The sequence below is a fragment of the Paenibacillus eucommiae genome, from assembly GCF_017874215.1.
Taxonomy (GTDB): Bacteria; Bacillota; Bacilli; order Paenibacillales; family NBRC-103111; genus Paenibacillus_AI; species Paenibacillus_AI eucommiae.
In genome coordinates this window covers 499,767-514,205 of sequence record NZ_JAGGLB010000002.1, presented here as the reverse complement: position 1 = coordinate 514,205, position 14,439 = coordinate 499,767, and the positions used below count along the sequence as shown (strand labels likewise).

The 14,439-nt window shown below is 41.8% G+C and carries 13 protein-coding genes and 1 pseudogene; 13 read left to right on the top strand and 1 reads right to left on the bottom strand.

What is annotated here, in order from left to right:
* Window positions 1–156 precede the first annotated feature (156 nt).
* Entirely contained in the window at window positions 157–864 is a 708-nt protein-coding gene (locus J2Z66_RS04745) for a helix-turn-helix domain-containing protein (RefSeq protein ID WP_209970200.1), read from the top strand.
* A gap of 42 nt (window positions 865–906) precedes the next feature.
* Window positions 907–1,497 carry a hypothetical protein gene (locus J2Z66_RS04740; RefSeq protein ID WP_209970199.1) on the top strand — a complete coding sequence of 197 codons (591 nt, stop codon included), beginning with the start codon at window positions 907–909 and terminating at the stop codon, window positions 1,495–1,497.
* 148 nt (window positions 1,498–1,645) lie between these two features.
* Here J2Z66_RS04740 and J2Z66_RS04735 read toward each other — a convergent pair.
* Window positions 1,646–1,981 (bottom strand): annotated as a pseudogene (locus J2Z66_RS04735) (Rpn family recombination-promoting nuclease/putative transposase); the annotation flags it as partial.
* 78 nt (window positions 1,982–2,059) lie between these two features.
* On the opposite strand from J2Z66_RS04735, the gene J2Z66_RS04730 reads away from it, so the two are divergent.
* The 11 genes from J2Z66_RS04730 (at window position 2,060) to J2Z66_RS04680 (ending at window position 14,346) form a co-directional block, all read left to right on the top strand.
* Window positions 2,060–2,653, top strand: a complete 594-nt coding sequence (locus tag J2Z66_RS04730) for a 5' nucleotidase, NT5C type (protein ID WP_209970197.1) — start codon at window positions 2,060–2,062, stop codon at window positions 2,651–2,653.
* A gap of 209 nt (window positions 2,654–2,862) precedes the next feature.
* A complete protein-coding gene (locus J2Z66_RS04725) occupies window positions 2,863–4,575 on the top strand; it encodes an RNA polymerase sigma factor (protein ID WP_209970196.1) in 1,713 nt (570 codons plus the stop codon).
* Window positions 4,572–7,028, top strand: coding sequence for an excinuclease ABC subunit UvrA (locus J2Z66_RS04720; RefSeq protein WP_209970195.1), 2,457 nt, complete (start codon window positions 4,572–4,574; stop codon window positions 7,026–7,028). The genes J2Z66_RS04725 and J2Z66_RS04720 overlap by 4 nt, the downstream gene beginning before the upstream one ends.
* Window positions 7,029–7,248: 220 nt before the next feature.
* Complete coding sequence (locus J2Z66_RS04715) at window positions 7,249–7,479, top strand: hypothetical protein (protein ID WP_209970194.1); 231 nt, start codon at window positions 7,249–7,251, stop codon at window positions 7,477–7,479.
* An 8-nt stretch (window positions 7,480–7,487) separates the two neighbouring features.
* Window positions 7,488–7,646, top strand: a complete 159-nt coding sequence (locus J2Z66_RS04710) for a hypothetical protein (protein ID WP_312894377.1) — start codon at window positions 7,488–7,490, stop codon at window positions 7,644–7,646.
* Between the two features lie 378 nt (window positions 7,647–8,024).
* Window positions 8,025–8,897 (top strand): carbohydrate ABC transporter permease, encoded by an 873-nt coding sequence (locus J2Z66_RS04705; protein WP_209970193.1) that lies wholly within the window; start codon window positions 8,025–8,027, stop codon window positions 8,895–8,897.
* A gap of 85 nt (window positions 8,898–8,982) precedes the next feature.
* A complete protein-coding gene (locus J2Z66_RS04700; protein ID WP_209970329.1) occupies window positions 8,983–9,789 on the top strand; it encodes a carbohydrate ABC transporter permease in 807 nt (268 codons plus the stop codon).
* Window positions 9,790–9,818: 29 nt separating this feature from the next.
* The gene (locus tag J2Z66_RS04695) at window positions 9,819–10,967 is read left to right on the top strand and encodes an efflux RND transporter periplasmic adaptor subunit (RefSeq protein WP_209970192.1); all 1,149 of its coding nucleotides are present in this window, start codon (window positions 9,819–9,821) and stop codon (window positions 10,965–10,967) included.
* 49 nt (window positions 10,968–11,016) lie between these two features.
* Window positions 11,017–11,709, top strand: coding sequence for a response regulator (locus J2Z66_RS04690; RefSeq protein WP_209970191.1), 693 nt, complete (start codon window positions 11,017–11,019; stop codon window positions 11,707–11,709).
* 2 nt (window positions 11,710–11,711) lie between these two features.
* A complete protein-coding gene (locus J2Z66_RS04685) occupies window positions 11,712–13,199 on the top strand; it encodes a sensor histidine kinase (protein ID WP_209970190.1) in 1,488 nt (495 codons plus the stop codon).
* Window positions 13,171–14,346: a hypothetical protein gene (locus J2Z66_RS04680; protein ID WP_209970189.1), complete on the top strand. Its 1,176-nt coding sequence runs from the start codon at window positions 13,171–13,173 to the stop codon at window positions 14,344–14,346. The genes J2Z66_RS04685 and J2Z66_RS04680 overlap by 29 nt, the downstream gene beginning before the upstream one ends.
* Window positions 14,347–14,439 lie beyond the last annotated feature (93 nt).

Here is a 14,439-nt window from a genome sequence, read left to right as displayed (position 1 = left end):
GATTATGAATAAATATAGATTCTTGGAATCAATATTTATTCATTGAAACAATAATATGTTTTTATTTCCGTGTTGTCAATATTGTTTTTGGGAATATTTATTTCGTTGTGATTAATTGTTATACTGAGTTCAGATTGCATAAAGGGGGAATGCTCGATGACCCGTTCTTCGGACCCACAATTTAATGAGACAGAAAACATAGAGAAAGAAATATTACTGAAGGAAATGATGCAGCAAGTCGCAAATTTGCAAAAACGGTTTCAAGCCGAAGGCGAAGATGAGGAAAGAAGCTGGATGATTACAAAAACCAGTGACTCTAGAATTGTAGAATTTCTAAGAGAATCTTCTGTAATCACGCTTCATGTGATAGATGCCATAGGTGAGTTAGAGCCAGTAAACGGCATTACGATTTCAAAACAGTTTGGCATCCCAAGGGGAAGCGTTTCGAAAATCACACGAAAACTGGTGGAGCAAAAAATAATCCGATCCGAATTTCTACCTGATAACAAAAAAGAGGTGTTGTTTCATTTAACCTCAATCGGTCAACACATTTATAAATTACATAAACAATTGCATCTTCATATTGAACAAAATGTACGGAATTTCCTGCGCAGGTATGACGTTGATCAGATGCAATTTCTTGTTCAGTGCATGAAAGACACTTCAGAGGCATCATGGGTTGAAACGGAATCCTTCGAAGATGACTCTGACACTGCCAAGAACGCACAAACCGCTCCAGGCATTTCCGAGCACGCTTCTCAAGAGGGAACTGCTATAAGAGAAATCCTTTCCATGCTTCAACAGTTAGATGCACGGAATCTGAAGAAGGCAAAGGATTTGCTTCAAGTCGCGTTTTTTGATTAATCTGAGTTGGAGTGATTATTTGTTGTGGGAGAGTGGCGAAAAATGGATGAAAACGAACTGTTGGCACGACAAGATGATTTGCAAATCGAAGCCAGAGCGGTAGGAGAAGAATTAAAAATCGATGATTTGCTTTCTTCAGCGGGCGATCCGGTTCGAGTAGGAAGCGCTGCGCTTGGTTTGATGGTCTGGAGGGATCTGGATATTACCGTAGTATGTTCCAAGCTCGACATAGATGTTGTTGTTCAAATCGCTTCTGAACTAATGGTCCGCAAAGGTGTGCGGGAGCTTAAATTTCTTAATGATTCTGGTGTCTGGAATACGGATTCCTCCTATCCTGACGGGCTATACCTTGGATTAAAGTATAGAGCCCTCAGTGGTATGGATTGGAAACTTGATATTTGGTTCGTAGACGAACCGGAAAAACAACCCGATCTTATGCATGTTAGGACGATGCCTGACAGGCTCACCCCGGAATTGCGGGAATCAATCCTGAGAATCAAAGATATTTGGGCAACGCGGGCTGAGTACGGAAAAGAAGTGAAGAGCTATGACATTTATATGGCTGTTTTGGACGATAACGTGAGAACACCGGTTCAATTTCAGGAATGGTTAGATAATAAAACTAAATTGTAACTAAATAGTAGTAGAAGACAAATATATTTAGATGTTTCTTGTAAAAAAAATCACCTTGCCTTTTTAAAAAAGGACAAGGTGATGATTCACTTAAGTTCAACTCTTACTGATACTTCACTGTAAGGTGGTCAGTGGATAAGCAAGAGAATTAGTGAATTGGTTTTAATAACTCAACTTCTGATTCAGAGAGTCCGCTTGCTTTGGCGATGACTGAAACCTCGATCCCAAGTGCCAGCATATTCTTGGCGATCTCAGGGGCCTTCTTTCGCTCTCCTTCAGCTAAACCCTGAGCTAGACCTTCAGCCCGTCCTTTAGTTCTACCTTCCTGAAGGCCTTTTTCCGTTGCCCATTCAATCATAGAAGCTTCATCGTACAGGAACTTCTGCCGTTCCTCATACAAACGGCGAGCTTCACGATCTTGGCTCAGAAATTCCAGCGTATCCATCGCCTTCTTTAATGTCGGTTCATTCATCTTCAGCACCTCGACTCTAGTTTCAATCAGCTTTGGATGGTATAATGGGTTTGCAATAAGCTACTAATTTAAGTTAGGAGTTGTTAAACATTGCATATTGGGGTAGATTTAGATAACACAATTCTTGACGCCACTTCAGCCCATTTACATTATTATAATATAGCATCTGGATTATCGCTAACACCCGACGATGTGAATGATTTTTATATTTACCGTTTATATGGATGGGATAAAGCCGAAATGGATGTCGTATATAGTCAATATGGGCATGACATTCATTGGAACTCATCACCTTTACCTATGGCAGTAGAAATATTACAGCAGCTATTTAATCAGCATCAAATTTCAATTATTACAGCTAGGCCCTTACTTTATCGTGAGGTTACCATTGAATGGCTTAAATTACATAAGATTAATTATCACAATATAGAACTAATTGAAAACAAACTACAAGTGTGTATGAATTCAAAGGTAGATGTCTTGATTGATGATGGCCCACACTATGCAGAGGAATTTGCTCTTGTAAATAAGCCCGTTATTTTATATGACCAGCCTTATAATTTATCCGTATCTAATGACTTTGTATATCGTGCTTCAAATTGGATTGAGGTAAAGAAGCATATTGATTTCTTAGAATCTAAACTACATAGATTGGATATTACTGTTCCAAAATTAGATAAGTAAATTAAAAAGATACAGTCTGCGATTAAGATCGTGGACTTTTTTTCGTTTTCATTTTGCGGCACTCATGGCCAGAAGCGAAGTCAGATTAACGTAGCAGGCAGGATTTCCAAAATATAACTAGAACTATTTTTAAATACATGTCAAAAAGATTGTCGTTATGGCATCTATACTCTAGATAGCTGAATGCTGAGTAGTGAAGGAGCCAAAAGGTGAAGGAAATTGTGATTGGACCATCCATTACTGGTGATCAGGAAGAGAAGGAAGCCGCGTTAATTGAACGAGCGCAACAAGGGGATCACGATGCCTTCGGCGAGCTTGTTCGTCGACATCGGTCAAAGGCGCACGCGTGGGCTACAGGCATTACTCAGGATCCATATATGGCAGATGATATTGTGCAGGATGCACTGATAAAAGCTTTTATGCATCTTGGTACATTAGTTGATGTCGCTCGCTTTCTTCCATGGTTGCGCACAATTGTACACAATCAGGCGATGATGAAACTCAGACGTGGAGGACCGTATGGGAAAGAGCGGCCGTTCACCAGTTTTGAGACCTCTATCCGGTCTGATCGGGTGGATTGGGAAAACGTGGAGAGCATTCTCACCTATATGCTAAGAAACAAGGAGCAGGAATATGAAATTCACAGCAATCCAGAAGAGCTTCTCGTTCGAAAAGAGACTCTGGAGACGATACTCGGACTCTTCTCCTGCTTAAACCATCGTGAAAGAGGAATATTTGAAGCCTTCTTTTTCAAGCATCTCTCGCCACAAGAAATTGCAAATATGTTCGATATCACAACGACAAGTGTCTATAAAACGATTTCCCGTACCCGCCAAAAGCTCCAACATGAGCGCATTCGAGTTTATATTAATGAACATCTTATCCAGCGGAGGGAGAAAAAATGTATGACAAAAAAATTATTGGAACGGCCCGCTGTTTATACAGAACGGGTAAGCGATAGCCACTTTCTGGGCTCCAGACCATCGGTAACTTACTGTATATGGGGATTGCTTCAGTATACCGGGAAGAAGGAGGTTTCACTTGCGGAAGTCAATGCACTGACGGGATATGCATTTTGTTTAAACATTTTTAAAGAAACGATTCATATTGGGGGGCCGTTCATTCATGCAGGTGAAGAGCAATTCCCGCAAGCTTTGGCCAATCTCGGCTTTGATTTTAAAGTATTAAGCTTTCTTCCAGTTGAACCAACCATCATCGGCGAAGTACTTAACACGATTCACAGATCTATTGATAAAGGTATTCCAGCTATCATATGGGATCTATTCCATGCTGAATTCGGATTAGTGTACGGGTACGATGACAACAAACAGCAGCTAAATGCACTGGACAAACTGAAAGAAGCTCCTGTCACATATGATCAATTAGGAAAGGGAAAGACCTCGGAAATTGGTCTCATTGCAATATCTGAGCCTAACGGAATTGACCGACTGACAGCATTACGCAATATGTTGGATATGATATTGGAACATGGGAACACGGCAGATTCCATAAAGCATGGTGATGGAGAACTTACAAAAGGACTTGCTGCTTATGATGCATGGATCGAAGCCTATCGAGGGGAGCGAGTTGTACCTTTTTTTAATGCCTATAACATTGCTGTTTATTCAGAATTACGACAGTTTGCTGTACAATTTCTCCGTGGACTAAAGGAAGAATTTAAGGATCATGATAACACATGCATCTGTGATGCAGTTGTTCATTATGAAACGGTGACTGCTGAGCTTCAAGGTCTTGCAAACCTGTTTCCTTTTCCAGAAGGCGGAGATCCCAAGGATGTGCAAAACATCGATAAAGCGGTACAACTTCTTCAAAAAGCCAAAAGTGCAGAAACAAAAGGTTTACTGGCATTGAAACAAATGCGTGAATTCATAATATCCCTGCGAGTCGGAGACATTCAATGAATTACATCCAAGTACGAGGTGCGCGTATCCACCACCTCAAAAATATTGATGTGACCATTCCAAAAGGGAAGTTCGTGGTTTTTACCGGAGTAAGTGGTTCAGGGAAATCAAGTTTGGCTTTCGATATTTTATATGAGGAAGGGAGACGGCGATATCTCCAATCTATTGGGTTGAACTTGCGCGGTGGAGGCGCGGATGATCTTGAACCTTTTGACGATATCTCCGGGCTTCCTCCAGCGATCTCGGTCGAGCAGAATACGATTCTGCAATCCAATCCCCGAAGTGTGGTAGGCACTAAGACCAAAATTCTCGATTACATCAAATTATTATTTGCTCTGGAAGGAAAAGCATCGAATGGGAGGCGAACCAACCTCCCCATTGAAGCCTTCGCCTACAATTTACAATCTGGCATGTGCAAGACTTGCTATGGACGCGGCTTTATAACTGATATTGATATAGGCAAAATTATTCCAGACCCGAGCAAAACAACCGAAAAAATATGTGCTCTTATAAGCACTGTTTTAACAAGGGAAATCCAAAAGTTATCGAAAGAGAATGTAATTGTTTGGGTTGGAATCCCCTACGAGAAACTACCCAGTGAATTAAAACAGATAGTATTATATGGCCAAGAGGGGTTTACAGGAGTTATCACTTGGATTCGAAACCGGATTAAAAATAAGCCGAATCAACGGCAGCACTTGGAGAAAATGTATGGCTCCAGTATTGAATGCGAACATTGTCAGGGTTACAGAGTGAATGAAACGGCACGGAGAACTTTTATCAGCGGGAAGCACGTAGGTGAACTTTGCAGTATGACGATGACGGACCTTTCGAGATTTATGGATGTTCTGCAAAAAGAAGTGGATCTCACACTACAAGGCAGAAAAATTGCTGAGCGGCTGACAAAGCAGTTATATCTGATTCTTGATGTAGGGCTGTCTCATTTAACGGTCTTAAGAAGCATACCTACCTTAAGTGGAGGTGAACTCCAACGGCTCTATCTGATGTTCCATCTTCAGTCTCAATTTGATTCCTTGCTTTATGTATTTGATGAGCCTACAGCGGGGTTGCATGAATCGGAAAAGCATATTTTATTGCATAAATTGAAATCTCTTACTACTTCCGGAAATACGGTGATCGTGGTAGAACATGACGCGAATATCATGTTGGAAGCAGATTATATCGTAGAGTTGGGACCATCAGCTGGAAAAAACGGGGGACAATTGATATTTCAAGGAGCCATAGATTCCTATCTGCTTTCTGAGACATCAGGTATAAGTCCATATCTGTCAGGGAAAAAAATTCTGCCATACAAAAAAGTGGAGCAAAGACGTAACATCACTGAACATAATCCAAAGCTGCTTATCCGTAATGCAAACCTACATAACTTAAAAGACGTGACTGCCGCAATTCCGCTAGGTGTTATGGTGGGGGTGGCTGGTGTTTCCGGAAGCGGAAAAAGCACACTGATCTCAGACACTCTAGTTCCCTTGCTTAGACATTATTTTGACACGGAACAAGAAGACTTCGTAGAAACAGACGAACTACTCGACAAACCAACATCCAATCTGCATGAAATTGGCACCTTGGAGGGCTGGCAATCGTTAGAGAAATGCGTTGTAGTAACCCAAGAACCGATCGGGCGCTCCAAAATGTCTATGCCGATTACTTATGTAGGAATCTGGGATAAAATTCGGAATATTTTTGCTGAGCAGCAAGAGTCGGTTAATCGAGGTTATACCTCCAGTAACTTTTCCTTTAACACAGATCAGGGAGCTTGCCCCTCTTGTAAGGGAGATGGGGTGGAAGTCGTGGATATGGGGCCTCTCGGATTGATCAAACGGCCTTGTCTTTCATGTAAGGGGACTAGGTATCAAGAGGAGGTTTTGCAGGTTACCTTCAAAGGAAAGAGCATTCATGATGTATTATTAATGAGTGTTGAGGAGGCACTAGAGCTATTCAGCGAATTAAAGGCTATCTCTCTCATGCTCCAAACCTTAATCAAAGTAGGATTGGGGTATATCTCCCTCGGACAGCCAGCTCCAACTTTGAGCGGTGGAGAAGCGCAGCGAATCAAGCTAGCTAAAGAGCTGGGCAAAGTTCAGAAGAAAAATACGCTGTATGTTCTTGACGAGCCAACCTCCGGGTTAAGCTTTCCAGATATTGAGAAACTAATCCTACTACTAGATGAGCTTACTGAGCAAGGAAATACAGTGATTATTACTGAGCATGATACAGCAATATTATCCTGGTGTGACTGGATTATTGAAATGGGCCCCCATGGAGGTAGTGAAGGAGGAAAGCTAATTACTGAAGGCACTCCAGAAATGCTTTCCCTTGATCCAAAGTCAAAAATCGGCCTATATTTAAATAGGTCTACAAATCAAAAAGTCCGAAACGAACAGCGGCTGGAGCCCACATCCCTACCCTTTGCAACACATCCAAGTCACTAACATGCACCCCAAAGGACCTCGCAAGGCGTTTTTCTTATGAACTTAGTGATAGTAGCGTCTAGAGGAAGCCCTCCTTCCGTCGAAATGAGCATGTGCTTCACTTAACGATGTTTTTCATCGTTAAAGCAAGTGTTTCCAGGTCAGTCAGCACGTTAATGATGATTTTCATCGTCAAAAGAGGTCGGATGGCCCACTCAGGGTGGAAAACAGGGATTTAACGATGAAAAACATCGTTAAAGTAGCAGATTCACTCGGTTGTGTGCCCTGGGTGGGCCGCTCTTCATCCACAGCGCCTGAGCCCACCAGGAGATCTCCTCCAACCAAGAGAAAAAACCTTGTTGGCTGTCTGTTTGTGCTTGGTGCTCATGCGATTGTAGCTAAACCAAAAGTAGGCTGTGGACTGCACGAATATCAATCGTTCTTTATGCCATTCCGTGCACTTCCATTTTAGGAGCAATTTTGTTGACCGGTTACTTCGGGGGAGTGATTGCTACACATGTTCGGATGGATAACGCGCTTTTTAGTCACATTTTGTTTCCGGTTTATTTAGCTGTGTTTACTTGGGGAGGACTTTGGTTGAAGGATGAAAACGTAAGTAAACTATTCCCATTCTATTAAAATTAATCAGGTCAGGGTTCGATCCTCCTAGGCCAAATAATAAAGAAAGCTGGTACCTTCTGGTACCGGCTTTCTTTATTATTTGCGCCCCTAAGGGAGGGAACCCCGGTTGGTTAGCTTACCCCGCTATCCGCTTCGTTCATGGACGAGAAGATGGAGGGTGTGATGGAGGGGTGAGGAGGTTTTATGCTGCAGCATGTCGGGGAGTGCACGCAAAAGCTTGAAGCGGGTCGTAACATCTTCGCTGTTCCAGTTGGCTTCTACTGTTTGACTCCATCCATTAGATACATTTTGTTTACAAGTTAGAGAAGTTTTATTTACATCTTTAAACTATTATAACTAGGGTATATTGATACAGAGAGATATAGAGGTGAGTGCATGAGAATTCCCGTTTTAATAAAAAAGGAGACTGTAGTAGCACTTTTGTTTCTGGCTCCGAGTGTGGGGGGATTTGCACTTTTTTATGCAGTTCCGTTTGTAATGGGTTTTATATATTCCTTTTTGGATAGTACAATCGCTGGAAATTTCGTAGGCTTGGACAATTATCAAGTGCTGCTTGAAAGCTCCTCATTTCGGAAGGCTGCCTCAAATACAGCTCTCTTTACACTCGTTAGTGTGCCGCTTATGCTGGGCATCTCTTTGTTGCTTGCACTGCTTCTAAATCAGAGTGTCTTTATGCGCAAATGGCTGAGAACGGCCTATATTTTGCCGCTTGTCGTGCCCGTAGCCTCTGTCGTTTTTATTTGGCAGGCCTTGTTTGACTGGAACGGAACGATCAATTCCTGGACGCATAGCTTAGGGATGCAGCGGGTGGATTGGATGAAATCAGATGGGGCGATTGTTGTAGTTGCGGTTATTTATATTTGGAAAAACATCGGATATAATATCATTTTATTTTTAGCAGGCATTCAAAATATTCCAGAGAGCTATTATGAAATTGCAAATCTGGAAGGAGCGGGACCTATCACTAAATTGCGGAGAATTACACTCATTTATTTAATGCCCACGATGTTTTTTGTTGTTCTGATGTCAATTATTAATTCGTTCAAGGTGTTCCGCGAAACGTACCTCATTGCAGGCGATTATCCGTATGACAGCATTTATATGCTTCAGCATTATATGAACAATATGTTTGTTTCACTTGATATTCAAAAGCTGACTGCTGCTGCAAGCTTAATGGTCGGAAGCATTATTATTATTGTATTGGCGCTCTATGGGATGGAACGGCGGTTCCGTAACTTTATGGAATGAACATCAGGGAAGAGGTTGATGCATAGTGGCAGCTTTATTTCGTAAATCGGCATTAACCTTGGTATTGTTCTTGCTTGCTTTGGTCATGCTGTTTCCTATTGTAATTACTTTTACTAATTCGTTCATGACAGAACGAGAGATTGATTTAAACTACCATTTAATCGGCAAAATTACGGAGCTGGGGCAGCAAGCCGGATTTGTTAATTTGAAGCTCATACCCGACTGGGTGTCATTTGCCCAATTTGACAAGATTTTGATCCAATCTCCCAAGTTTTTATTCCTGTTCTGGAATTCTGTACTGCTGGTGACTCCCATCATTGCGGGCCAGCTTGTAGTAGCGGCACTTGCTGCATATGCATTTTCCATGCTTCGTTTCCCAGGGAGGGATACCCATTTTCTGGTCTATGTCATTGCCATGCTGATGCCGTTTCAAGTTACGCTTGTGCCGAATTATATGATTGCTGATAAACTGGGCATTTTGAATCATGTGTCCGCGATTATTTTACCTGGAATCTTTGCTACTTATGGTGTATTTCTGCTGCGGCAATTTTTTTTACATGTACCCGGTCCGTTAATAGAAGCTGCGAGAATAGATGGGGCAGGACATTTCACAATTTTCATCCGTATAGTCCTCCCTCTTGTGAAGCCTGGGGTGGCTGCATTGATTGTTTTATTGTTTGTTGATTATTGGAATATGGTGGAGCAGCCCCTCATTTTTCTCGAGGATCCACTCAAGTATCCGTTATCGCTCTATCTCGCTTTTATTCTTAAGGATGAACGCGGGCTTGGATTCGCATCATCTTTACTGTATATGAGCCCGATTGTCCTGTTATTTCTCTACGCAGAATCGTATTTTATCAAAGGAATCCAGTCGACAGGCATCAAGGGATAGAGGAATAAAGAGATTAGGGAGGTTTAGCAGTGGAATCGGGTATCAACAAACGAGCTGAGGCTGGAAAAAAGCAGACAATCAAAATCATTGCCGGACTTTTCTTTGGAGTTTTGTTTATATGCACATTTTTTAGTAATACCTTGTTATCCCTCACTTTGCCAAAAGTGCTGACTCAACAAGCTGTTCAAGGCAGTCTTAGCCATACTATTGAAGGGAGCGGAATTCTCAGTCCCCTGGAAGCAGTAGAGCTAAGAAGCGATACTGCTTGGAAAGTCGCGACTCTGAACGTGAAAAATGGCGATAGCGTGGTCAAGGGACAAGCTCTGATCACCTTTGACAGCAAAGCACCAGAGCTGCAAATTTTAAATGAGCAAACAGCCCTTAAACAGCAAAAATTGCAACTCGAAGGATTTTTTGATAGCTACGTGGAAGCGAGCAGGAATGGAGATGCTTCGCTTATCAAGGCTGCAAAGCGCGAGGTGGACAAGTACAAGCTGGGGATCGAAGCTCAAGAACGCAGCATACAAGCCCTGCAAGTGGAACTGGCCAATAATCGGCAAATGCTTGCTCCTTATGCTGGGATCGTCACAAAAGTCAATGCAACAGAAGGTGTTCCTTCCCCTACATTATTTCTCTCTAATACGAGTAGAGGCTTTGGCCTATCGGTGACACTGGATGCCAATAACGCTTCCCTGTTAAATATCGGAGATACGATTGAAGTAGAGGTGAAGGAAAAGAAAGAAAAGGATGAGAAGCAAACAAAGATAGTAGAAGGCGAGATAACTGAAATCGAACCTACTCAATCAGATGAATCCTTGTCAATGAATAATAAGGAAAGCAGCTTGCCTGCCAAAAGCATCCATATTCAATTGCAGGATGAAAGCTTGAAAGGTGGAGAAATCGGAAGCATCCATCTGCGAATAACAGTTCCCACTGAAAAGAATACCCTGCTTATTTCCAACGCAGCTATACATGAGGATCAAACTGGCAAATACGTGTATGTGGTTGAGGAGCGAAAGGGAACGCTTGGCAATGGCTTTTATGTGGGGAAGTCCTATATTAAGGTCGTAGATGCTAATGAAAATCAATCAGCCGTGCAGGAGGGGATTTTTAATATGCAGGAAGTCATTATAGAGAGCAGTGAGCCCTTGCAGGAAGGCGAGAGGGTACGGCTATAGCAACTTGTTTATCGGATATGTTAACATGTGATAAAGCGGGGTGAATCATTTGGAGAAGACCAAGATTCTAATCATCGAAGACGAGAAAGCGATCGCAGATCTGCTTGCCTATAGATTGAATAAAGAGGGATTTCAGACGATGATTGCCCTTAATGGAACTAATGGTGTGAATGCAGTCCATACCTTCAAGCCGGATTTGCTTTTGCTGGATTGGATGCTCCCGGATTTAAGCGGGATTGAGGTGTGCAAGCAAGTAACGGCCATCCACAATATCCCGATTATTATGATCACCGCCAAATCGGATATTACGGACAAAATTGTCGGTTTGGAATTCGGCGCGGATGATTATATTACCAAACCCTTTGATTTGCGGGAGGTTATTGCCAGAATCCGTACTGTTCTTCGCAGAGTGCATGCCAATCATTCAGCAGCTAAACCTGCTGATCTTACACTTCGCTTTAAAAATATCGAAATTACCACAAGTGAAAGAATCGTTAAGAAAAATAATCAAATTATAGAGCTTACTCCGAAAGAATACGATCTTTTGATCACCTTGTACAGCTATAGAGGAAAAATTTTTTCCAGAAGCGAATTACTGGATTTTGTTTGGGGATACGACTATTTTGGCGATACTCGAACGGTAGATATTCATATCCAACGATTACGCAAAAAGTTGGAAGCTAATGATGTAATTATTACCGTTTTTGGGGTAGGCTATAAATTCGAAAAACAGGTGGACTAGGAATGTTCCTAACTATAAAGGTCAAATTTTTATTGGGGCTATTTATTATTTTTTCCATATCACTGTTATTGTTAAACCATTTCGTTGTGCGTATTATTGATACCAGCAATGAGAAAATCATTACGCAGGACTTGATCGGTATGAAGAAAAACAGCAATGTATATGTGAAGCAAACTTTTATGATCAATCATTTTAATAATGATGAAATTTACTTCCAGCAAACGGCTAAAGACATGGCAGATGAATTGCGTCTTGTCACTTCGAGCGAAATTAGTGCTTATACCATAAAGGGAGATTTGTTGTACCAGACTAATGCCTCCAAGTTTAGCGAAGTCATCCGTGAGGACCTGGAGCATGCCTTGAATGGAAAGACAGCTTATATGATTTCTTATGTGAACAGCCTGGCGGAAGTTTATTATTCGTATCCAGTCGTTATTGAAGGCGAAGCAGTAGGGATATTACGATTTGCCAAGGATTTCTCTTTGCTGCACGAGCAAAGCAAGCAGATTTTAAATTTCATTTATTATGTTACGATCGCGATCTTTGCCGCGGCGTTTTTATTTTCTTATATTTTATCGAGAAACATAACGATTCCTATCGTAAACCTTTCGAAAGCTTCGACGGAGGTTGCAAATGGAAATCTCAACGTCGGATTTAGCTTGAAAAGAAAAGATGAAATCGGAAAGCTGGCTCATAATTTCAGCAAAATGATTGAGAAAATCAAAGTCCAAATCCACCGGATCGAAAAGGACAGGGATCGTCTTGAAGAACTGAATCAGCACCGTAAGCAATTTTTTGACAATGTTACCCACGAATTAAAAACGCCGCTGACTACTATTTTGGGCTATGCGGAAACGATTAAGGAAAATGGATGGAGCGATGCGTTTTTTTTCGACAAGGGCATGAACCATATAATCGATGAGAGTAGACGACTTCATGAAATGGTGTTGAAGTTATTAGAGGTTTCCATGGAAACGTCGGGGCAGGAAACATTTGAAGCCATAGATGTAGGTCAAATTGTATTGGATGTATGCGAGGGAATGACCATTAAAGCCGCTAGATACACAAAGACTATTCAATGTAAGGCGCAGGAGGAGCTATCAGTCCTTGGCAGTGCGCCTAAGCTGAGACAGCTATTTATCAATATCATTGATAATGCAATCAAATATGGGGTGGCGCATTCTACGATTACAGTAAAGGCGGAGCATGTTTCAGATGCCGTGCAATTTACGATCAGTAATGAAGGGGAGGAAATCTCCCGGAAAGATATGGAGCGAATATTTGAGCCGTTCTACCAGGCTGATGACAGGAGGCCTCAAGAAGAGGGGAGCCGTGGCTTGGGGCTTAGTATATGCAAGGCAATCGTCGACGATCATCGGGGAACGATTCAGATTGTGAGTGCGAATCAACAGTCGGATGTGTGCATTCAACTGCCATATTTCAGATCAGAGGGGGACAGTTATGATTCGTTGGACCCGTTGTACCGGTAGGACATTCGGGATGACATCCCTGTTGACATCCCGGTTGATGTTGGCCATCATAGTTCTTAGTCTCTTAATGTCTGGCTGCACCAAAGAGCTGAAATCCAAAACGGTGATTATCCCTGACACGGAAGCGAGCAGTGAGCCTGAGAAGGTTAATGAAGATTTTACTGTGAGTAAAATATATACCCTATCTGACACAGGAGTTATGAATCGAGATATCCTTGGGTGGATCGATAAGAACCAATTACTTGGTGTTTATGGTGAAGAGCTGGAGCGCAGCTTTGAACGAGTAGATTATACATTCAATTCCCGCCAAATAGCAGCGAAATTAACTGGAAACGTGGAGGGCGTCCAGCTGTCTCCAGATGGCAAGTATACTGCCTTTTTTAAAAATGAGGATGCAGGAAAAAAATTAATGCTGTTCGATCTTGCCACTAATAAAGAAGTTGTCATCGAAGGGAATGAGGAAGGACTTTCATTTAACGATCCTATCCAATGGTCGAGCAATAGCCAATTTGTTTCTTTTGGGATAGGGGGCAAGAGAGGAACAGAAGGAAGCCTTTATATGTATGATAGGGTGCATAAGACTACAAAAAAATATTTGATTCCAGACTGGCGAATAAGAGAAGCGGGTTTTGGCGTTAAAATTTCGGATGATGGGGAAAGCGCGCTTTGGATTAAAACAGTGGAAGGACAGGATACTCTCGTTTGTGGAAAGTTAGTGGGAAGTGAATTCATCAGCGAATCTGAGCATCCTCTAAACATAGATGATGGTACATTTGATTATATCTTTAATGATCAAATTCTGTTCGTCAATTCAGCAGGCTCTTTACAATTGTTTGACCGGCGAAATGCTACAGTAACAACTTTATTGGAGCAGCGTATTGGTATTTTTCAGCTTTCCATGGATCGTAAATATATCGCTTATTCCAAAAATCAGGAAGAAATTTTTGTGGCCAAATTACAAGGGAATACGATAATTAATGAAAAGTCGATCTACAAAGGCCTGATTCCATTTCAAATACAATGGAGTCCGGATAATAAGAAGATTTTGTTATCTGGCAGGAAGCTTTTTAGCAGAGCTGCTCCGGCTCCTGCCGCTCAGGAAAGTATTGATTCTAATCCGTTGCCTTTTATTATTGAATTTAAATGAGATAGACGGCCTTGTGGCGTCCTTTGAGGAGCGTGTTCGTGACTTGGGTGCTTGGGGAAGGAAATGGGTGTGGGCTCCAACCGCTGTTAAAGA